The following is a 19,187-nucleotide window of genomic DNA, read 5'->3' as shown; positions in this document are numbered from 1 at the left end:
TTATTCTCGATGATAAGGATGATTTTGATTGACACTCCATGCACGGTAGAGACTTTCAGCCAGTAATACTCGTACCATAGGGTGCGGCAGCGTTAATGGCGACAACGACCAACGCTGCTCGGCTGCTGCAACGCAGGATGGCGCCAATCCTTCGGGGCCTCCGACCAGCAAAGAAACATCTCGACCGTCCATTTGCCATTTCGCTAATTGCTCGGCAAGCTGAGGGGTTGTCCACGGTCTACCGGTAACCTCTAAACTGACAATGCGATTGTTTTTTGGCACTGCCGCTAACATGAGTTCACCTTCTTTCTGCAATACTCTGGGTATGTCCGCGTTTTTCCCTCGTTTACCGGGCGTAATTTCTGTGATGGAAACGCTGCAGTCTGCCGGGAAACGACGCAAATACTCATGACTTCCTTCAGACACCCAATTAGGCATCTTGTTCCCCACCGCGACAATGTGTATTCGCATTAAGCCCAGAGCTTTTCTAGCTGATAAAAATCTCGTGTCTCGTCCTGCATAACATGCACGACGATATCACCTAAGTCGACCAGTACCCATTCACCGGTCTCTTTCCCTTCCATGCTCAATGGTGGGTTGCCGGCCGCTTTACATTCTAACGACACGTTTTCAGCAATAGACACCACATGACGTTTTGAATTGCCAGAGCAGATAAGCAGTGTGTCGGTAATGGTTGATTTGCCGGCAACATCCAAATCGATGAGGTCACGGCCTTTCATATCATCTATTTTTTCTATAACAAATTGCTTCAAAGTTTGATGGTCCAAAGGTTCTCCTAGCGAGTTATCACTGTTGGTATAAATTGTGTTGTTGAATATAGTCGAGCACACGCTTAGGCAGCCACTGTTTGATGCGTTCAACGCAGTCAATTGAAGTCGCGGCGCACGCAAGCTCGTGTCGGATTTGTGTAGATGATACATCCAGTAGTGGTGTTTCTGCAAAAAACACCTTACCCGCGGTTTGTGCGAAAAGCTGGCTTTTTTGTGTCGTTTTAACCTGTTCCAGCCATCTGCCTAGCTCACTATTTGGGTCATAAGCTACTGAGGTGTCTTGCCGGCGTAGAACGACGACGTGGGCAAGTGAGCTAATCTCCCGCCATTCGTGCCACTGCGGAAGGCTTTTCAAAGAGTCTTCCCCCATAATAAACAGCACACTGGCAAACGGGTACAGTTGCCTAAAGTAGCGTAGTGTCTGCACGCTAAAGGACGGCGTTGGTAAATGTAATTCCGTGTCGTCGACACGTAAAGACGGGTAGGGTTGATACAAACGTTTTAGCATCTCTAAACGGTGCGTTTCAGAGACAAGCGTTGCCCCGGCCTTGTGTGGAGGCTGCTTAGCCGGCAACGCCCGAACACACTCTAGCGTTAGCTCGTCAATCAATGAGAGCAACGGGGTAAGGTGACCTTGATGAGGAGGATTGAACGTGCCGCCGAACAAAGCGATAACCGATTGTGTGTTCACCCTGTGCTATCCCTTAAATCGCCATATCATGCAGCGGAGCGGCAACAAACAGTAAACACAGATGGCATAAAGTCACGTACGGTTTGCTCACCTGACTTTGCTTAAAACGTCGATCTGCTTCGGTCAATTTAGCTTGAATTTGGACTAAGTCATGCGCCGTCAGGCGCTGAAGAGCAGATTGATAAAACGCCTGCCGATTACCCCAAATACGCAGCTTTTGCCAAGGCAAGGGCTGTGCAGGGTTCATCCGCTGATGTTCTGTTAGTGCCCAAAGCGTTTGCCACTCCCGGACAAGCGCCCATATGATAATATTGGGCTCTACGCCCTCACTTTCCAGACGATACAGCATCTTTACTGCACGCTGACTGTCGCCCTGTAACAGCACGTCGACCAGATGAAATACAGTAAACCGTGATTGATCGACAATCGCAGACTCGATGTTTTCCCGGCTCAAATGGGTTTCGTTAAACAGTAAGGCTAACTTTTCAATCTCTTGGCGTGCTGCCAGCATATTCCCTTCACAGCTGTCTGCCAGTAGTGCAACCGCCTCTGGATCAGCGCTGAGGTTATGCTGGCGAAGGCATTGCTGTACCCATTGGTGTAGGCGATTTCCTTCGAGCGGATAACATAAGGTAAAGTGCCCACGGCTGGCCAGCGTCTTAAACCACTTTGTCGACTGCACATCTTTGCCAGCCTTAGGGCCATGTACCATAAGCAGCATATCGGTCATATCGGATTGAGCCACCTCAATCAATGCTTTCGAGCCTGCCGCGCCGGGCTTGGCAGTCGGAAGCTCAAGTTCAATAAATTGTTGCGCAGAAAACAACGATAAACTCTGTGCTGCCTCCAGCAAGGTGTGCCATTCAAATTCACTATCTGCGACAAGGCTTTGCCGCTCATCAAAGCCTTGTTGCTTTGCCGCAAGGCGCAGTGTGTCGATACATTCCAATTTCTGTTGAGGCTCGTCGCCGAAGATCAAAACGACTTTCGGCAACTGTCGGCCAATCTGTTCCGCGAATTTATTCGGGTAAACTTGCATGACTACGGAACAGGCTGTAGATCGAGTGTGTTGATTTGGCTCGACATCAGGCGAATGATTCTATCGGCGGCGTCCGCGCGCATCTCACTTAAAATCAAATCAAGTTCGCGGGATTTCGCCAGTACCTGATCAGGATCATCCTGGTATTCTCTGAGTACCTCAACGGTAGATTCAATCGGAGCGTAACCCGGAAAGGTCACGCGGTAGTCGATACGGTAAATTAGCTCATATTCCGCTACTTGTCCGGTTCGAAATACCGACAGTAAGCGCCGGTCAAGGTTTTCTGGTTGCAGTTCGAGAATGACTGTTTGGCTCAGCTCTGACGGTTTCGCAGCACGCGTATAATCCAATTGGTAAATACCTAGCCGTTGCGCGATTGCTCGCGCTTGCAGATCGTGGCTAGACAGGCTGCGCACCTCAACTTGTTGAATATGTGGTGGCAACTGCTGCGATCCACGTAAAGCGAACCCGCAGCTTACCGTCACGCAACAACAGGCGATGATGAGCCAGTAGCGGAGTTGGAAAACATTGCACTTATTCATAACTAATTGGCCACAATGTTGACGAGCTTGCCTGGCACATAAATGACTTTCCAAATGGTTTTGCCGTCAATAAACGCCTGTACGTTGTCGTGCGCCTGTGCTGTCGATTTCACATCATCCTCTGTAGCATCAGCGGCAATCGTTATTTTGGCACGTAACTTCCCGTTGACTTGTACAATAATGAGCTTTTCGTCTTCCTGCATAGCCGTGGCATCAGCAACGGGCCAACCGGCAGCTTCAATGGAACCGGTATGGCCGAGTTGTTGCCACAGATATTGGCAGATATGAGGCGTTACTGGGTTTAACAATTTCACCATAGCTTCGACGGCCTCACGCATCAATGCGGCATCGGTAGTGGTTTCACTGGGCGCTTTTTGCAATCGATTCAAAAGCTCCATAATGGCTGCAATGGCGGTGTTAAACGTTTGGCGTCGACCAATATCGTCGCTGACTTTATCAATCGTTTTATGCACTTCTCGGCGTAAGTCTTTTTGCGCTTTCGTCAGCGAGGTTAACAGTGAGCTGTCAAGGGCGGGTGGCTGTGCAGCACTATCGATATGTTCCATCACCAACCGATGCAAACGTTTGACAAAACGGTGCGCGCCTTCAACGCCTGAATCAATCCACTCAAGTGTTTGTTCGGGGGGAGCAGCGAACATGGTGAACAAGCGCACCGTGTCTGCGCCGTATAAATCAATCACATGTTGCGGATCGATGCCGTTATTCTTGGACTTGGACATTTTTGTCATGCCACCCGGTACCACGGGTTGGCCGTCATGGTTTAGGGTGGCACTGATCACTTTGCCTTTATCATCACGCGTCAAAGTCACATCGGCAGGGGAGTACCACGTAATTTTCCCACTATCGTCTTCGCGATAATACGATTCAGCCAGAACCATGCCCTGGCATAAAAGACGCTTATAGGGTTCATCACTATTCACCAAACCTTCATCACGCAGTAACTTGTGGAAAAAGCGCGAGTAGAGAAGGTGCAAAATTGCATGTTCGATACCACCAACATACTGGTCGACCGGCAACCAGTAGTTGCTTTGGCGAGGATCAAGCATGGCGTCACTTGGAGCAGACGCGTAGCGCGCATAGTACCAGGACGACTCCATGAATGTATCAAATGTATCTGTTTCGCGTTGGGCAGGTTGACCCTCGAAAACCGTTTCAGCCCATGCCTTATCCGCTTTGATGGGGCTGGTTACGCCGTCCATCACCACGTCTTCGGGCAGCGTAACCGGCAAATCAGTTGCCGGCACTGGCACGGCATCACCGTTATCAAGGTTGAGCATAGGAATGGGCGCACCCCAATATCGCTGACGAGACACACCCCAATCGCGTAAGCGGTAATTGACTGTGCGCGTGCCTGCGCCTTTTGCTTCTAACGCGTCACACAAGGCTGTATAAGCCTGCTCAAAATCAAGGCCGTCGAATTCGCCAGAATTAATCAAGATGCCTTTTTCCGTCAGCGCCGCTTGCGACACATCAGCGGCGTCATCGCCGCTTAGTGGTTTGACAACCTGCTTGATTGGCAATGCGTACTTAGTGGCGAACTCCCAGTCTCGCTGATCGTGCCCCGGCACAGACATAACCGCACCTGAGCCATATTCCATTAAAACAAAATTAGCAATCCAAACCGGTAACACTTCGCCCGTTAATGGGTGAGTTACCGAGAGCCCGGTTGGGATACCGCGCTTCTCCATCGTTGCCAAGTCGGCTTCAGCCATTTTGGTGTGTTTGTTCTCTTCCACAAACGCCGCTACTTTGGGATCCCCTTGCGCCGCATATTGTGCCAATGGATGCTGCGCTGCGACGGCAAGGTACGTGACGCCGTAGAGTGTGTCGGGGCGTGTGGTATACACTTCGATATGCTCAAGCCCTGCGACTGGCTGAGGCAGTTTGAAACGCACATCTGCGCCGATTGACTTGCCGATCCAGTTGCGTTGCATCGCAACGACCTGTTCAGGCCATTGGTCAAGCTTGTCTAAGTCATTGAGCAAATCTTCGGCATAATCGGTAATTTTGATAAACCACTGTGGAATTTCTTTTTGCTCAACTACGGCACCACTGCGCCAGCCTTTGCCATCGATAACCTGCTCGTTGGCAAGCACTGTCTGGTCGACAGGATCCCAATTCACCGTACTGAGTTTCTTATACACAAGACCTTTTTCGAACAGGCGAGTAAAGAACCACTGCTCCCATCGATAATAATCTGGCTTGCAGGTGGTGACTTCACGATCCCAGTCATAGCCAAAGCCTAAGGATTTAAGCTGAGTCTTCATGTAGTCAATATTTGAATAAGTCCATTTAGCGGGCGCGGTTTTATGATTGATGGCCGCGTTTTCAGCCGGCAAACCAAACGCATCCCACCCCATCGGTTGCATCACATTTTTGCCCTGCATGCGCTGATAGCGACTGATCACATCACCGATGGTGTAATTCCGCACGTGACCCATATGCAACTTGCCGCTCGGATAGGGAAACATAGACAAACAGTAAAATTTTTCTTTGTCTTCATCGACGTCAACTTTAAAAGCGTTGGTGGTTTCCCAATGACGTTGAATGTGTTGTTCGACACTTTTGTGATCGTAAGGCTTATCTGACATGCAGCTGAATATTCCGATAGTTAATGGTGAGGGATCAATTCCCAAAACTGTTAACCGATAAGGATACCTTAACCGCACAGCATGCAACAGCCTATGTGGGTGGAATCACTTAAAAAACTCGCACTATTTGACACACCGCTTTGTCACCGGTGTACACTACAGGGAAAACACGGTCGAATAAAAAGAGAAGATAGACTGCTTGACTGATTACATACTTTCCCCCGAGCAGCTGTGTGCGCTGCCAGACCGTAAAGTCATCCGAGCTGCACTTGAAGATGATGCCGCGCTACAGGCTACGTTTATCGGACAAGACCGCGCGCGCGAGGCGCTTAGCTTCGGTCTTGGAATACAGGCCACAGGATACAACCTATACGTTATGGGGGAGCAGGCCACCGGGCGATACACACTGGTTCACGACCATGTCGCAAAGGCCGTTGTGGACAAACCAACACCCGATGATTGGCTGTACTTAAATAACTTTAGCGAAGAGCGAGAACCGATTGCGTTGCGCCTTCCGCCCGGCGACAGCAAGCAATTTTACGCGGATATTGATGATCTTATCGATCAGGTACAGGATACGTTCCCAGCAGCGTTTGAAAATCCTGGCTATCAACGCAAGAAGGCCGCTATTGGCCGGCAGTTTGAATTAAAATACGATCACGCCATCGATGCCATAGAGTCTCAGGCACAAGCTAAAGGTGTGGCCATGATCGAAGACGATGGCAGCATTACCTTTTCGCCGATCATCAATGGAACTCCTGTCACGGATCAAGCCTTTGCCCATGTTGATGAACCGACTCGGCAGCAGTTTTACGCCCTCATCGACGACTTGGAAACACAACTCAGTGAAGCACTCATCGAGTTACCTATTTGGAAGCGACAGCACTCAGAACGTGTACGTGAACTTACGCGAGCCACGGCTGAGCAGGGCATTAAGCCCTTGTTGAAAAGCCTTGAGCATAAATACGCTGCGAATTTAGGCATTCTAAAATATTTGCGCAGTATGCGCTCTCCGTTAATCGACACTGTACTTGATATTTTGGCTTTTGAAGGCAAGGAAGACAAACCAGACGACGCTGATTTACGCGCGATGTTTGAAGAACAGTTTCTGCCTAACACGTTGGTAAGTCATGGCTTGACTGATGGCGTGCCAGTGGTTTACGAGCCCAACCCAACCCATCAGCATTTGTTCGGGAAAATAGAATATAGCAGCGCTCAAGGTGTTGCTTATACCACCTATCAAATGATCCGAAGCGGTGCATTGCATCGCGCGAATGGGGGGTATTTGTTGCTTGATGCCGACAAACTTGTCGAGCAGCCTTATGTTTGGGAGTCGCTCAAACTGGCGCTGAAGTTTTCTTCGCTGAAAATGGATTTACCGCAGCAGGATGTAGGCATGGTGAACTCGATCACATTATCGCCACAGGCCATTGACCTGAATGTGAAAGTGATATTGCTGGGCTCGCGTGATTTGTATTACATGCTGCAAGATTACGATGATGAGTTTGCAGAATTGTTCCGTGTGTTGGTCGATTTCGATCATGAAATTGCATTGAAGAATCGGAATCTTGTGGACTTCGTAGGCAGGGTGCGTCATCAGGTGTTGCGGTTGGGCATGACGGGAATTGAAGAAGATGCGATGTTGCGTTTAGTGAGCTATTCGATGCGTATGGCTGAACATCAACTCAAACTTTCTGCGCGTTTCTCGGACGTGATTGAGTTGATCCACGAAGCGCACTATTTCGGCCACCAACAGGGCCATAGCGTGTTGCAACTGAACCACATTGAGCAGGCGCTGGCGGCTAAAAAAATGCGTACAGGTCGGGTCAGTAGTGCGTTATTGGAAGATATAAAAGAAGGTCACGTACTTATCGCAACAGAAGGCAAAGCGGTGGGTAAAGTCAATGGACTGACGGTACTGGAAGTGGGTGACACCATGTTCGGCACGCCTGCGAGGATCACTTCAACCGTATACGCGGGAGCCGCTGGGGTAGTTGATATTGAACGCGAAGTGGAATTAGGGCAACCCATTCATAGTAAGGGTGTCATGCTGCTAACCGGCTATTTGGGCAACAAGTACGCACAGTATTTTCCACTCACGCTGTCGGCTAATATTGCGTTAGAGCAAAGCTACGGCCATATTGACGGCGACAGTGCCTCTCTGGGGGAACTGATCGCCTTAATCTCAGCCTTGACTGAACTGCCTGCTACTCAGGAGCTCGCAATCACTGGCAGCATCAACCAATACGGTGAGGTTCAGGCGGTGGGCGGCGTTAATGAGAAAATAGAAGGGTTCTTCGACCTGTGTTTACATCGCGGGCTTACTGGTCAGCAAGGCGTGGTAATACCGGCTTCGAATCAAATTAACTTGATGCTCAATAGTGCGGTGATTAAAGCGATTCGCGAAAAACGCTTTCACGTGTATGTGGTGGCCACGGTAGATGAAGCTATATCACTGTTAATGGGAATGGATGCCGGCCAGATTAATACGAAAGGACGCTACCCTAAGGGCAGCGTCAATTATCATGCGGTCAATCGCTTGTATAACATTGCTAATATTGTCAGTGGCGCAGACTAGCCGCTCCCTATGAGGGCATGATCATGATCGATTTGGTGTTAACAAACTCTGTCATGCCCAGTCCACCATGTTCCCGGCCATAACCGCTGGCTTTTACCCCACCGAAAGGTAGATTCGGTTGTGCCAGTGCATAACCATTAATATTGACCATACCGGTGTCAAAATGCAGCTTTGCCAGCTCGATGGCTTTGTCGACATTTTTGCTGAAAATGCCGCCGCCTAACCCATAACGGGAGTCGTTGGCAATGCGCATTGCATCTTCGTCATCTTGTGCTTCGATCAACGCGGCCACGGGTCCAAATAATTCGTCATCGTAAGCTGGCATGCCGGGTTTTACGTTTTCCAAAATGGAGGGTGGGTAGAAGAATCCGGTTCGCTCAGGTACCTCACAACCGATGACGTTGACTGCGCCTTTTTGAATTGATTGGGTGACTTGTTCGTGCAACTCATCGCGCAAGTCTTCACGCGCCATTGGACCCAAGTCCGTATCTTCTGCGGTAGGGTCGCCCATCTTCATGTCTTCTAACGCCGCAACAAATTGCTGTTTGAATGCTGCGTAGTTTTTGCGCGTCACGATGAAGCGTTTTGCCGAGACACAGGTTTCGCCATTGTTGATCATACGACCTTTAACACACGCTTCTACGGCCAATGCAATGTCAGCATCATCTAACACCATAAATGCATCATTGCTGCCAAGCTCAAGTACCGACTTCTTAGCGTACCTAGCGGCCTCTGCACCGACTTTTTTGCCAATTTCATCACTACCCGTAAACGTAACACCACGTATATATTGATTCGCAATTAGGTCATTGACCGTTTCGCCATCTAACAGCAAAGATTGATAACAATGCTCTGGAAATCCCGCTTTGCGGTAGAGGGTCTCTATCATTTGCGACATGCCAAAAACATTTGATGCATGCTTTAACACGGTGACATTGCCCGCCATAATATTGGCTGCGCTATATCGTATCACTTGGTAAAGTGGGAAATTCCAAGGCTGTATCCCCAAAATGACGCCAATGGGTTGATGCGTGATCAACGCCTTGCCTTGCTCAAATTCACGCTCTTCATCGGCAAGCACATCTGCTGCATTGTCTGCGCTATAGCGACAGATGGCCGCACACAACGCGATTTCCTGTTTAGCCTGCGCCGCGAGTTTCCCCATCTCAGAAACCATCAGATTAACGAGCGCATCTTCTGCCTCTTCAATTTCGTCTGCGAGAGCCTGCATCAATGTGGCGCGCTCGTCGAAGGATGTAAGTTTCCAAGACTGAAAACAGGTGTGGGCTTGTTCTATGCGCTCTTCCGCATCGGCTTTGGTCATTAAGGAGTAGGTCGTTATTTTTTGTTCAGTGTAGGGGTTTATCGTCGTAACTGTGGTCATTAGCAATCCTTTTTGCACATTGTGGAAGCCGATAACGCAGCAAGTTTAATACCGTCGTTTTACACGTATGCGAAAAGTGAAATTATTCAATAAAATCATTTGCATAGATGGTTTTAAAGCACGCAGCGATTAGGTGTTTGAATGAATGATCTGTGCAGGCGCAAGTGCTTTTTACAATAGAGTTTGCAAATTACACTGAGTCAGCCTGGCGTGACACGCGCGTTTTCTTCCCGGTAAAACATTCAAATAAACCATTGTGCGCCGCCTGTGAGAACGTGTCAGTGCGGTGGGGGTACTGCCTAATCCACTCAAGTAACATGGGAAGGTTGCGGTTTTGTTCCTCAGCCGAGGAATATTTATGTGACTCCCACGGCCGAGCGAGCGCATTAGCGACACACTGCTCAGTAGGCACGTCAAGATAAATCAGTTCATTGGCGCTTTTGGCGGCATGACTGAGCAAATCGGTGTAACAGCCTTCAATGATCCAACGGGTATTGTGTTGCATAAACTGATCAATACGTTCGATTGATACTGACAGTGACTGTCTCTGAGGTGGCTCTGTTGGTAACCATGCAACTGTATCTAAATCGAGATGAGCGAGGTGCGCTTCGCCGACCAATCGTTTAGCCAGCGTCGACTTCCCTGAACCCGAGTTACCCAAGAGAACAATCTTGCGCGGCATCTCGCTCATCAGGTTGTACCTCTACTTAGACGGCATGCGTAACGCGCCGTCTAATCGAATAGTTTCTCCGTTCAAATAGGCGTTTTCTATCATGTGCACAACCAGACTAGCGAATTCACTCGGTAGACCAAGGCGGTCAGGAAACGGAACATTCGCTTTCAGCGCATCTTGCACGTTGTCAGGCATGGCGAGCAACATAGGCGTGCCCATGATCCCGGGGGCAATCGCGTTGACGCGAACGCCTACTTTGGCTAAATCTCTCGCTAGCGGCAAGCTCAACGCAATGATGCCTCCTTTACTCGCAGCATAGGCCGCTTGGCCAATCTGCCCTTCGTAACCGGCCACGGATGCGGTGTTAACAATTAAACCCCGCTCCTGCGCTTCACCGAGCGTTGGGTGTTTTGCCATATAGGACGCTGCCACACGGGCAACATTGAATGTGCCGACCAGGTTGATATCGATGACCGATGAAAAACTGTCTAAGGGCATAGGGTCACCCTCTCTACTGAGCACGCGCTTCGCTGGGGCAATACCTGCGCAATTTACACACACTCTAAGATTGCCGAAGCGCTCTTCCACTTGCGCAAAAGCGGCTTCCACCGCCTGTGCATCACGCACATCAACCTGACAAAACAATGTTGACTCTTCGCCAAGTTCGCTGACACGCTGTGCACCCACTTCCGCATTCATGTCAAAGATGGCGACGTTAAAGCCGGATTCACGTAAACGTACAGCCGTTGCATGCCCTAAGCCGGAACAGCCACCGGTAACAACTGCAGTCATTGTCGAATCAATTTTCATTCTGCTTCCCTCTTATTTTGTGTCGGGGTTTGATAACGGGATATTCTGCCAACCTAGCGCCGTGGCAACGTTATTTTTTGTTCATCGCTTTGCTTAAAAAGGATAAGCGTGTGCCCGATAACTTGAATTTTCACCGCGCCTGTTTCTCGAACAATGGCATCTGCAATCAATGACTTCTCCTCTCGATCGTCGGTGGGAATTTTCACCTTGATGAGTTCATGAAAGTTGAGTGCGTTGTCGATCTCTGCCATGACACCTTCTGTCAGGCCGTTGTTACCCAATTGAACAACCGGTTTTTTGTCGTGCGCCAGTCCCTTGAGGAACTGCTTTTGCTTTGTTGATAAATTCATCTGAACCAATTTTCTTACAATTTGATGACGTTAAGTCACTTGAAAACCGTTATTCTAGCGCCATAATCACTGCAATACGAATGTCATCTTAGAGATTGTTTCAAATCAGAGTGAGCGTGCAGGTATTCTGTGTATAAAGATAATTACACAGAGTTTCTTTCTGTGTTTCTGAACAGAATGAGCCTCTGCTTCGTAATGAACTTTGCGAGGTAACGTCTATTTAACCCGATACTCGCTGTATCCGGCGCAGTGTGGGTGGTAGGTTGGCGTAAAGTATAGTATGTTTCGCTATGGAAGATGGGGCGTAACATAACAGGAAATATCAATTGTGGTAGCAATGCGAAACTTAACGCTACCGTAATCGGTCAAACGCAACAGGGCATGGTATTCTGCTGCAATATTAAACGAGGTTAACGCGTTGAGCGACATGGCAAAAAATTTAATTCTTTGGTTGGTAATCGCCGTTGTATTGATGTCGGTTTTTCAGAGCTTCTCGCCGGGCGAGTCTAGCCGTGCACAAACGGATTACACAACTTTCATTAAAGAAGTCAACCAAGGCAATATCCGTGAAGTGCGGATAAACAGTGATGCTCGCGAAATACGCGGTACGCGTCGCTCGGGTGACACTTTTGTAACCTATATTCCTTATTTCGACGATAAACTTGTTGACGATTTGATTGAACAAGACGTACGCGTTATCGGCGAACCACCAGAGTCGCCTTCATTACTGGCAAACATTTTTATCTCATGGTTCCCCATGCTGCTACTGATTGGTGTATGGATTTTCTTTATGCGGCAGATGCAAGGTGGCGGCGGCCGAGGTGCAATGTCGTTCGGTAAAAGCAAAGCGCGTTTGTTGGGTGAAGACCAGATCAAAACCACGTTTGCGGATGTGGCAGGGTGTGATGAAGCCAAAGAAGACGTGTCGGAACTGGTCGACTTTTTGCGCGACCCGTCCAAGTTCCAAAAGCTTGGCGGTAAAATCCCTAAAGGCGTTTTAATGGTCGGCCCTCCTGGAACGGGGAAAACGCTGCTGGCGAAGGCCATTGCGGGTGAAGCAAAAGTGCCGTTTTTCACGATTTCAGGTTCTGATTTTGTGGAAATGTTTGTTGGTGTGGGTGCATCGCGGGTTCGTGACATGTTCGAGCAAGCAAAGAAATCTGCCCCCTGTATTATTTTCATCGATGAAATCGATGCTGTTGGTCGCCAACGCGGTGCGGGACTTGGCGGCGGTCATGACGAGCGTGAGCAAACGTTGAACCAGATGTTGGTTGAAATGGACGGTTTTGAAGGGCACGAAGGCATCATTGTCATTGCAGCCACAAACCGACCGGACGTGCTAGACCCTGCATTGTTGCGCCCAGGTCGATTTGACCGTCAGGTGGTTGTCGGGTTACCTGATATTCGCGGTCGTGAACAAATTTTAAAAGTTCACATGCGGAAGGTTCCTATTTCGGACAACGTTGAGCCATCAGTGATAGCGCGTGGTACTCCCGGTTTTTCAGGTGCTGATTTGGCGAACCTCGTTAACGAAGCGGCTTTGTTTGCAGCGCGTTCAAACAAGCGCTTAGTGGCGATGGAAGAGTTTGATAAAGCGAAAGACAAAATAATGATGGGCTCTGAGCGCAAGTCCATGGTGATGACGGAAGAAGAAAAGACCATGACGGCGTACCACGAAGCGGGTCATGCCATTGTTGGCCGTGTTGTACCTGAGCATGACCCAGTATACAAAGTCTCAATCATTCCACGCGGTAGGGCGTTAGGTGTGACCATGTACTTGCCTGAGCAAGATCGGGTCAGCCACAGTAAGCAACATCTTGAAAGTATGATTTCGAGCTTATTTGGTGGCCGAATCGCTGAGCAAATCATCTATGGCGATGACAAAGTGACCACAGGTGCGTCAAATGATATCGAGAGAGCGACTGACATTGCGCGTAAAATGGTTACGCAGTGGGGTTTGTCGTCTAAGATGGGGCCAATGCTGTATGCCGAGGAAGAAGGTGAAGTATTTCTAGGTCGCAGTATGTCGAAAGCGAAGAATATGTCTGACGACACGGCGCGCGCGATTGATGCTGAAATTAAGTCTTTGATTGACCGGAATTATGAGCGTGCTGAGAAGATCCTCAAAGAGCATATTGATATTCTTCATTCGATGAAAGATGCGCTGATGAAATATGAAACTATCGACGCTAAGCAAATCGATGATCTCATGGCTCGTCGTGAAGTACGTCCACCAGCCGACTGGGATGCATCCAGTCAGTCAGGCGGCGGTGATAAACCCAGTGGTGGAGCAGAAGTGAAGCAGCCAGTGGATGACGATAAGTCAGAATCTGATGCACCTAATGCAAAACCGGGCGACGCCGCCAATTAGACGGTCTTGTCGGAATTAAACACGCCAGCGTAACGCTGGCGTTTTTGTACCCTGCTGTAACATCGGTTTCGGAATAAAAAGAATTTATGAGCACTGCATTTTCCCTCCAGCAATTACCGCGTTGTGCGATTATGGGTATTCTTAATGTGACGCCAGACTCGTTTTCTGATGGGGGGCAATTTGCACAAACAGAACGCGCGGTATCAGCTGCCCTCAACATGCATGCTCAAGGCGCTAGCCTGATTGATGTTGGTGGCGAATCGACGAGACCCGGCGCCAGCGCAGTTTCAGAACAACAGGAGTTGGATCGTGTTATCCCTGTGATTGAAGCGATCCGCACTCGCTCTGACGTGCCAATATCCATTGATACCAGTAAACCTGTGGTAATGGATGCCGCTTTGCAAGCCGGAGCATCAATGATCAACGACGTCAATGCACTCAGAGCAGAGCATGCACTTAGCATAGCCAGCGCGCACAACGTGCCGGTCTGCATCATGCACATGCAAGGCAAGCCCCGAGATATGCAGCACCAACCACAATACTCAGATGTGGTTGCAGAAATAAGGGCGTTTTTACAGGAAAGGATCGATGCTTGTTTAGCAGCAGGTATAGCGAGAAGCCAAATTGTGTTGGACCCCGGTTTTGGCTTTGGCAAAACGCTGGCGCACAATTATCAGTTATTTAACGCCATACCGGCATTACTGCAATTAGGGTTGCCGCTATTGGTGGGTGTTTCCAGAAAGTCGATGCTGGGAAATGTGGTGAACAAAGCCGTTGATCAACGCGTAGCGGCCAGTATTGCTGCAGCAACCTTAGCCGCTCAGATGGGGGCACACATTATTCGTGTGCATGATGTTGACCAGACTGCTGATGCAGTTAAAATCGTCAACGCATGCAAACAATATCAACTACAACAATGAGAATGTCATGGCCTCAAGACAATACTTCGGAACAGATGGAATTCGCGGCAAAGTGGGAGAGAGTGCAATTAATCCCGAATTTGTCACCAAACTAGGATGGGCGGCAGGTAAAGTGCTTGCCGGGCAGGGAACGAACAAGGTGTTGATCGGAAAAGACACACGCATTTCCGGCTATATGCTCGAATCCTCGCTTGAAGCCGGTTTGTCTGCCGCGGGAATTAATATTGGCCTCTTGGGGCCTATGCCGACGCCCGCTATTGCTTATTTGACGAAAACGTTTCGGTCAGAGGCGGGTATTGTGATCAGCGCATCACATAACCCTTACTATGACAATGGCATTAAATTCTTCTCTGCAGATGGCTTCAAACTGGATGATGATATTGAGTTGGCTATTGAAGCCATGATGGATCAACCCATGACCTGTGTCGCGTCAGACAAATTAGGTAAAGCCATTCGTATTAATGATGCCTCAGGTCGTTACATTGAGTTCTGTAAAGGCACCTTCCCCAGCGAGTTATCACTGACTGGCATGAAGATTGTCGTGGATTGTGCCCACGGTGCAACCTATCACATTGCGCCCAATGTGTTGAGCGAGTTGGGCGCTGAAGTGATCGAAATAGGCACAGAGCCTAATGGCACAAACATCAACCACAAAGTGGGTGCTACCAGTATGAAAGCGACGGTTGATGAAGTGCTTGCCAGCGGCGCCGACTTGGGGTTTGCTCTGGATGGCGACGGTGATCGCATCATGATGGTCGATCACTTGGGTAACGTTATCGATGGCGATCAAATTATTTATATTATTGCACGAGACGCATTACGTTCTGGCCGATTATCTGGCGGTGTCGTCGGCACACTGATGAGCAATTTAGGCCTTGAATTAGCGCTGAATCAATTGGGCATCCCATTTGCGCGTAGCAAAGTCGGTGATCGGTATGTGATGGAGATGCTGCAAAGCAAGGGGTGGATGATTGGCGGAGAAAACTCGGGGCACGTGCTTAATTTGAATACCTCATCCACCGGAGATGGCATTATAGCCGGGCTACAAGTCCTCACGGCCATGTTGCGCAGCGGCATGACGTTGAACGAATTGGCAGGTGGGTTCGAAAAATTTCCGCAAGTATTATTAAACGTGCGGTTTAAAGAGGGCGAAAATGACCCATTGACGGACGCAAAAGTGTTAGCAGCGGTTAAAGAAGCTGAAAACGGCTTGGGCAAGAAAGGCCGAGTTTTATTGCGTAAAAGTGGTACTGAGCCGCTCATTCGAGTCATGGTAGAGTCAAATGACGATGCGCTTTCGAAGAAGTGGGCAGCGCATATTGCTGAAGTTGTGACCGAAGTCACGGAATAAGTCAATGTGGCCGCTGAAAACGCGGCTTTATTGCTGAAAAGCGCTTGTATATTATTCATGGAATCGTTAATATCTCGCCCGCTCAAAAGCTGGGCTAAGGAAAAAACCGAATGAGCTTGCAAAGAAAAACATTGGTTGCGGGAAATTGGAAAATGAACGGCAATGCTAAGCTTCTAGCGCAGTTTGTTGAGTATTTCTCTGCAAGTCGCAAGCGGTGCGAAACGGTTCTTTGTGTACCCAGTTTGTTGACATTGAATGCGGTTTCGGCGAGTGAAAAATGTCACTGGTTGGTTGGCGGTCAAGACGTTAGCGCGGAAGAAAATGGCGCGCATACCGGTGATCTCTCGGCGCAAATGTTGGTTGAGGCAGGGTGTCAGTTTGTGATCATTGGCCATTCTGAACGCCGAGCTGATCATGGCGAGAGTAATCAGCTTATTGCGCGCAAGGCAGAACAGGCGCTAGCGGCAGGTCTTACGCCCATCGTGTGTGTCGGTGAGTCACTCGAAACGCGAAACGAGGGCAGTGAAGAAGCCTTTGTTGAAGCGCAGCTTTCAGCGGTGTTTGAACGTTTGTCGGCGCAGCAGTTGAGCGACATTGTGATAGCGTATGAGCCGATTTGGGCGATTGGAACCGGTGTTACCGCAAGTCCTGAGCAAGCTCAGGCGATGCACAGATTTATACGCCAGCGTGTTGCTCAACAGAGCCAGTCGGTGGCTAAAAGTATTCGATTACTGTACGGCGGCAGTGTAAAACCGGCAAATGCCGAGATGCTGTTTTCACAAGAAGACATTGATGGTGGATTAATTGGCGGAGCCAGCTTAGATCCCAAAGAATTTGAAGCAATTTGTTTAGCTGCGTCAGAGTAAGCGACGAAGGGTAAAAGGTTAATAATATGGTTTATGAAGTACTGATTATTGCGTATCTGTTGGTGGCATTGTTGCTGATTGGTTTTGTATTGATCCAGCAGGGCAAGGGCGCTGATATGGGCGCTAGTTTTGGCGCTGGTGGCTCTAATACGGTATTTGGATCATCAGGTTCAGGTAACTTTATGACACGCGCAACGGCGATATTGGCTACCTTGTTCTTTTTGATTAGTCTGACGTTGGGTAACATTGCGGCCAACAAAGAGAAAGCCGTTGATGAATGGCAGAACCTCGAAGTTCCCGCATCGGAAGTGCCAGTCTCAGCACCAGTGAATAACACGGATGTGCCGGCACAAGACAATGGTGCAGCGAACGACGACGAAGATTCAGACGTTCCGAACTAATCTACGTTCGAGCGAAATGATATAGCGGAAGTGGTGGAATTGGTAGACACGCCATCTTGAGGGGGTGGTGAGCATAGCTCGTGCGGGTTCAAGTCCCGCTTTCCGCACCAATTAAAAAAAGCCCAGCGCAAGCTGGGCTTTTTCATTGTCTATCACCTCACTATTGCGATGCAATAATCCCCAAAGCAGTGCACTAGGCATAGCTGATTTGTGCTGAAAGCCGGTGTTTGGCAGGGCAAGCGTATGGTCTGTTTATTGCAAACACTGTGGTTTAATCGCATGGTTCTACAGGAAAATGGATTGGGTTGAGGCGCTAGAAAAAGTTATGCACGCGTTACCATTGTGGTTGGCAATAGTGGTGCTGTGTACATTTTTTTTAATTGCTCTTGGATTGATTTTGCAGGGACTTTTGCTTCTTGCAACAAAAGCCCTCGCAAGAACTCCGTTTGTTTTTGATACCATTTTGTTAAACGCAGCCAAACGTCCATTGCGATTGTTGATCGTCTCCATGAGCTTGTTGGCAACTCAATCCACCCTTATTCGATATGAAAGGTTAGACGACTTCAGCCGAGAGAATTTTCTTCTGGCATCAAAGTTTGTGCTCATCGTTGGGTTGATATTGTTTGCTGACAGTCTGGTAAGACAATCGTTGATTCACTATCAGGCACGCTCTCCGTTGTTGCGAACTAGTGGCAAACTTGTGCGGGGTGCGCTTCGGATACTGGTACTGGTTACCGGCGTTCTGGTGTTATTAACCACGCTAGGTATCTCCATTACACCTATCGTTGCTTCGCTAGGCATTGGCTCGTTAGCCGTAGCCCTCGCGCTACAACCTACCTTAGAAAACTTTTTTTCGGGTATGCAAATTCTTGCAGACAAACCTATCCGGCTGGGAGACTACATCGAATTGGAATCAGGAGAGCAGGGTTTTGTGGAACAAATCGGCTGGCGTTCAGTGTGGATAAAAATGCTCCCTAACAATATCGTTATCGTGCCCAATTCCGTGTTGGCTAAATCAAAAATAATTAATTACTACTATCCTGAGAAACAATTGTCGGTGCCGGTAGATTGCTCCGTTCATTACGATTCTGATTTGGATGAAGTGGAACGGGTGGCGCTGGAGGTTGCACGAGAAATCCTTATTTCCTACAAATGGGGAATTGACGATTACGATACATTCGTTGTGTTTCACACCTTTGACAATTCCAGTATTAATTTTACCGTCATGCTGCGTGCGCAGGAGTACTTCAACCGATTTTTCATCAAATCGGCGTACATAAAAGCATTGCACAAACGATTCAAAAAAGAAGGTATTGTCATTCCTTATCCCATCAGTGCTATTAACCTCTCACAAGAACGGCCTACCGATGATCTAGGCAGTTCCTTTGCTAATGGCTAGTAGTCGAGTGATCAGGCAGCCCCAATGCATCTATTGGATAACAGGCGAGCGTCTACTTTGTGTTCGCGCTCTCGTGTAATGGCGCTCCATTCGGCGCTTAGCCCGTTGCGTGCAAGCCACAACTGATTCATAAGCATCCGCGCTGGTATCTTCAACCACTAGAGTTTTGAACTGGTTTATCTTCATCTTAATGGTGCACTGTTTGTCGATTCCACCGCGTGGGCCGTTGATATCCTTCAAACTTATTTCAAGCACGCGTATACGTTGTGCATATCGGTTCAGTGCAAACTGGATCTTCGCTTCAATAAACTGCTGCAAGGCAGGTGTGATGGAAAAGTCTCGCGAATTGATTTTGATGTGCATATGCTGCTCCGGTTTTCGTCTAGTGAGCGTTGTCACGCCTCAGACA

18 protein-coding genes and 1 tRNA gene are annotated in these 19,187 nt (G+C 48.8%); 8 read left to right on the top strand and 11 right to left on the bottom strand.

What is annotated here, in order from left to right; all coding sequences use genetic code 11:
• From rlmH to leuS, 6 genes are read right to left on the bottom strand one after another with little or no spacing between them, the layout of a single operon-like run.
• A complete protein-coding gene (gene rlmH, locus KIU71_RS08920) occupies window positions 1-471 on the bottom strand; it encodes a 23S rRNA (pseudouridine(1915)-N(3))-methyltransferase RlmH (protein ID WP_214130911.1) in 471 nt (156 codons plus the stop codon).
• Window positions 471-788 (bottom strand): ribosome silencing factor, encoded by a 318-nt coding sequence (gene rsfS, locus KIU71_RS08915; RefSeq protein ID WP_214130910.1) that lies wholly within the window; start codon window positions 786-788, stop codon window positions 471-473. The genes rlmH and rsfS overlap by 1 nt, the downstream gene beginning before the upstream one ends.
• A gap of 19 nt (window positions 789-807) precedes the next feature.
• Window positions 808-1,482, bottom strand: a complete 675-nt coding sequence (gene nadD, locus KIU71_RS08910; RefSeq protein ID WP_214130909.1) for a nicotinate-nucleotide adenylyltransferase — start codon at window positions 1,480-1,482, stop codon at window positions 808-810.
• Between the two features lie 13 nt (window positions 1,483-1,495).
• The gene (holA, locus tag KIU71_RS08905; protein WP_214130908.1) at window positions 1,496-2,521 is read right to left on the bottom strand and encodes a DNA polymerase III subunit delta; all 1,026 of its coding nucleotides are present in this window, start codon (window positions 2,519-2,521) and stop codon (window positions 1,496-1,498) included.
• Window positions 2,522-2,523: 2 nt separating this feature from the next.
• Complete coding sequence (locus tag KIU71_RS08900) at window positions 2,524-3,063, bottom strand: LPS-assembly lipoprotein LptE (RefSeq protein WP_214130907.1); 540 nt, start codon at window positions 3,061-3,063, stop codon at window positions 2,524-2,526.
• 2 nt (window positions 3,064-3,065) lie between these two features.
• On the bottom strand, window positions 3,066-5,675 hold the full coding sequence (gene leuS / locus KIU71_RS08895; protein WP_214130905.1) for a leucine--tRNA ligase: 2,610 nt from the start codon (window positions 5,673-5,675) through the stop codon (window positions 3,066-3,068).
• A 199-nt stretch (window positions 5,676-5,874) separates the two neighbouring features.
• Between leuS and KIU71_RS08890 the strand changes: the two genes are divergently transcribed.
• The gene (locus tag KIU71_RS08890; protein ID WP_214130903.1) at window positions 5,875-8,253 is read left to right on the top strand and encodes a Lon protease family protein; all 2,379 of its coding nucleotides are present in this window, start codon (window positions 5,875-5,877) and stop codon (window positions 8,251-8,253) included.
• Window positions 8,254-8,260: 7 nt separating this feature from the next.
• Here KIU71_RS08890 and KIU71_RS08885 read toward each other — a convergent pair whose 3' ends face one another.
• The 4 genes from KIU71_RS08885 to yhbY form a co-directional block, all read right to left on the bottom strand.
• Complete coding sequence (locus tag KIU71_RS08885; protein WP_214130902.1) at window positions 8,261-9,637, bottom strand: NAD-dependent succinate-semialdehyde dehydrogenase; 1,377 nt, start codon at window positions 9,635-9,637, stop codon at window positions 8,261-8,263.
• A 190-nt stretch (window positions 9,638-9,827) separates the two neighbouring features.
• Entirely contained in the window at window positions 9,828-10,328 is a 501-nt protein-coding gene (locus KIU71_RS08880; RefSeq protein ID WP_214130900.1) for an AAA family ATPase, read from the bottom strand.
• 12 nt (window positions 10,329-10,340) lie between these two features.
• Window positions 10,341-11,120 carry an SDR family NAD(P)-dependent oxidoreductase gene (locus KIU71_RS08875; RefSeq protein ID WP_214130898.1) on the bottom strand — a complete coding sequence of 260 codons (780 nt, stop codon included), beginning with the start codon at window positions 11,118-11,120 and terminating at the stop codon, window positions 10,341-10,343.
• A gap of 53 nt (window positions 11,121-11,173) precedes the next feature.
• The gene (gene yhbY, locus KIU71_RS08870) at window positions 11,174-11,470 is read right to left on the bottom strand and encodes a ribosome assembly RNA-binding protein YhbY (protein WP_214130897.1); all 297 of its coding nucleotides are present in this window, start codon (window positions 11,468-11,470) and stop codon (window positions 11,174-11,176) included.
• Between the two features lie 418 nt (window positions 11,471-11,888).
• On the opposite strand from yhbY, the gene ftsH reads away from it, so the two are divergent.
• The 7 genes from ftsH to KIU71_RS08835 all read left to right on the top strand — a co-directional run bounded on the left by ftsH (window position 11,889) and on the right by KIU71_RS08835 (window position 18,778).
• Window positions 11,889-13,841, top strand: coding sequence for an ATP-dependent zinc metalloprotease FtsH (ftsH, locus tag KIU71_RS08865; protein WP_214130896.1), 1,953 nt, complete (start codon window positions 11,889-11,891; stop codon window positions 13,839-13,841).
• An 86-nt stretch (window positions 13,842-13,927) separates the two neighbouring features.
• Window positions 13,928-14,761, top strand: a complete 834-nt coding sequence (gene folP, locus KIU71_RS08860; RefSeq protein ID WP_214130894.1) for a dihydropteroate synthase — start codon at window positions 13,928-13,930, stop codon at window positions 14,759-14,761.
• Window positions 14,762-14,768: 7 nt separating this feature from the next.
• The gene (glmM, locus tag KIU71_RS08855; RefSeq protein ID WP_214130892.1) at window positions 14,769-16,112 is read left to right on the top strand and encodes a phosphoglucosamine mutase; all 1,344 of its coding nucleotides are present in this window, start codon (window positions 14,769-14,771) and stop codon (window positions 16,110-16,112) included.
• A gap of 110 nt (window positions 16,113-16,222) precedes the next feature.
• Window positions 16,223-16,978, top strand: coding sequence for a triose-phosphate isomerase (gene tpiA / locus KIU71_RS08850; RefSeq protein WP_214130891.1), 756 nt, complete (start codon window positions 16,223-16,225; stop codon window positions 16,976-16,978).
• A 26-nt stretch (window positions 16,979-17,004) separates the two neighbouring features.
• Window positions 17,005-17,379 carry a preprotein translocase subunit SecG gene (gene secG / locus KIU71_RS08845; RefSeq protein ID WP_214130889.1) on the top strand — a complete coding sequence of 125 codons (375 nt, stop codon included), beginning with the start codon at window positions 17,005-17,007 and terminating at the stop codon, window positions 17,377-17,379.
• A 24-nt stretch (window positions 17,380-17,403) separates the two neighbouring features.
• Window positions 17,404-17,489 (top strand) — tRNA-Leu (locus KIU71_RS08840).
• Window positions 17,490-17,704: 215 nt separating this feature from the next.
• Window positions 17,705-18,778, top strand: a complete 1,074-nt coding sequence (locus tag KIU71_RS08835; RefSeq protein WP_214130888.1) for a mechanosensitive ion channel family protein — start codon at window positions 17,705-17,707, stop codon at window positions 18,776-18,778.
• A gap of 30 nt (window positions 18,779-18,808) precedes the next feature.
• Here the strand turns inward: KIU71_RS08835 and KIU71_RS08830 are convergent, their stop codons facing one another.
• A complete protein-coding gene (locus KIU71_RS08830) occupies window positions 18,809-19,141 on the bottom strand; it encodes an HPF/RaiA family ribosome-associated protein (RefSeq protein ID WP_214130887.1) in 333 nt (110 codons plus the stop codon).
• Window positions 19,142-19,187: the final 46 nt, after the last annotated feature.

The sequence above is a fragment of the Alteromonas oceanisediminis genome, from assembly GCF_018474025.1.
Classification (GTDB): Bacteria; Pseudomonadota; Gammaproteobacteria; order Enterobacterales; family Alteromonadaceae; genus Alteromonas_E; species Alteromonas_E oceanisediminis.
The sequence above is the reverse complement of the archived record's forward strand: the minus strand, read 5'-3'. Positions and strand labels throughout refer to the sequence as shown.

Coding starts and splice junctions, on each gene's coding strand:
- KIU71_RS08880 (WP_214130900.1), bottom strand. CDS start 10,328: ATGAGCGAGATGCCGCGCAAGATTGTTCTCTTGGGTAACTCGGGTTCA.
- leuS (WP_214130905.1), bottom strand. CDS start 5,675: ATGTCAGATAAGCCTTACGATCACAAAAGTGTCGAACAACACATTCAA.
- KIU71_RS08835 (WP_214130888.1), top strand. CDS start 17,705: ATGCACGCGTTACCATTGTGGTTGGCAATAGTGGTGCTGTGTACATTT.
- KIU71_RS08900 (WP_214130907.1), bottom strand. CDS start 3,063: ATGAATAAGTGCAATGTTTTCCAACTCCGCTACTGGCTCATCATCGCC.
- glmM (WP_214130892.1), top strand. CDS start 14,769: ATGGCCTCAAGACAATACTTCGGAACAGATGGAATTCGCGGCAAAGTG.
- KIU71_RS08885 (WP_214130902.1), bottom strand. CDS start 9,637: ATGACCACAGTTACGACGATAAACCCCTACACTGAACAAAAAATAACG.
- folP (WP_214130894.1), top strand. CDS start 13,928: ATGAGCACTGCATTTTCCCTCCAGCAATTACCGCGTTGTGCGATTATG.
- KIU71_RS08830 (WP_214130887.1), bottom strand. CDS start 19,141: ATGCACATCAAAATCAATTCGCGAGACTTTTCCATCACACCTGCCTTG.
- yhbY (WP_214130897.1), bottom strand. CDS start 11,470: ATGAATTTATCAACAAAGCAAAAGCAGTTCCTCAAGGGACTGGCGCAC.
- tpiA (WP_214130891.1), top strand. CDS start 16,223: ATGAGCTTGCAAAGAAAAACATTGGTTGCGGGAAATTGGAAAATGAAC.
- secG (WP_214130889.1), top strand. CDS start 17,005: ATGGTTTATGAAGTACTGATTATTGCGTATCTGTTGGTGGCATTGTTG.
- holA (WP_214130908.1), bottom strand. CDS start 2,521: ATGCAAGTTTACCCGAATAAATTCGCGGAACAGATTGGCCGACAGTTG.
- rlmH (WP_214130911.1), bottom strand. CDS start 471: ATGCGAATACACATTGTCGCGGTGGGGAACAAGATGCCTAATTGGGTG.
- KIU71_RS08875 (WP_214130898.1), bottom strand. CDS start 11,120: ATGAAAATTGATTCGACAATGACTGCAGTTGTTACCGGTGGCTGTTCC.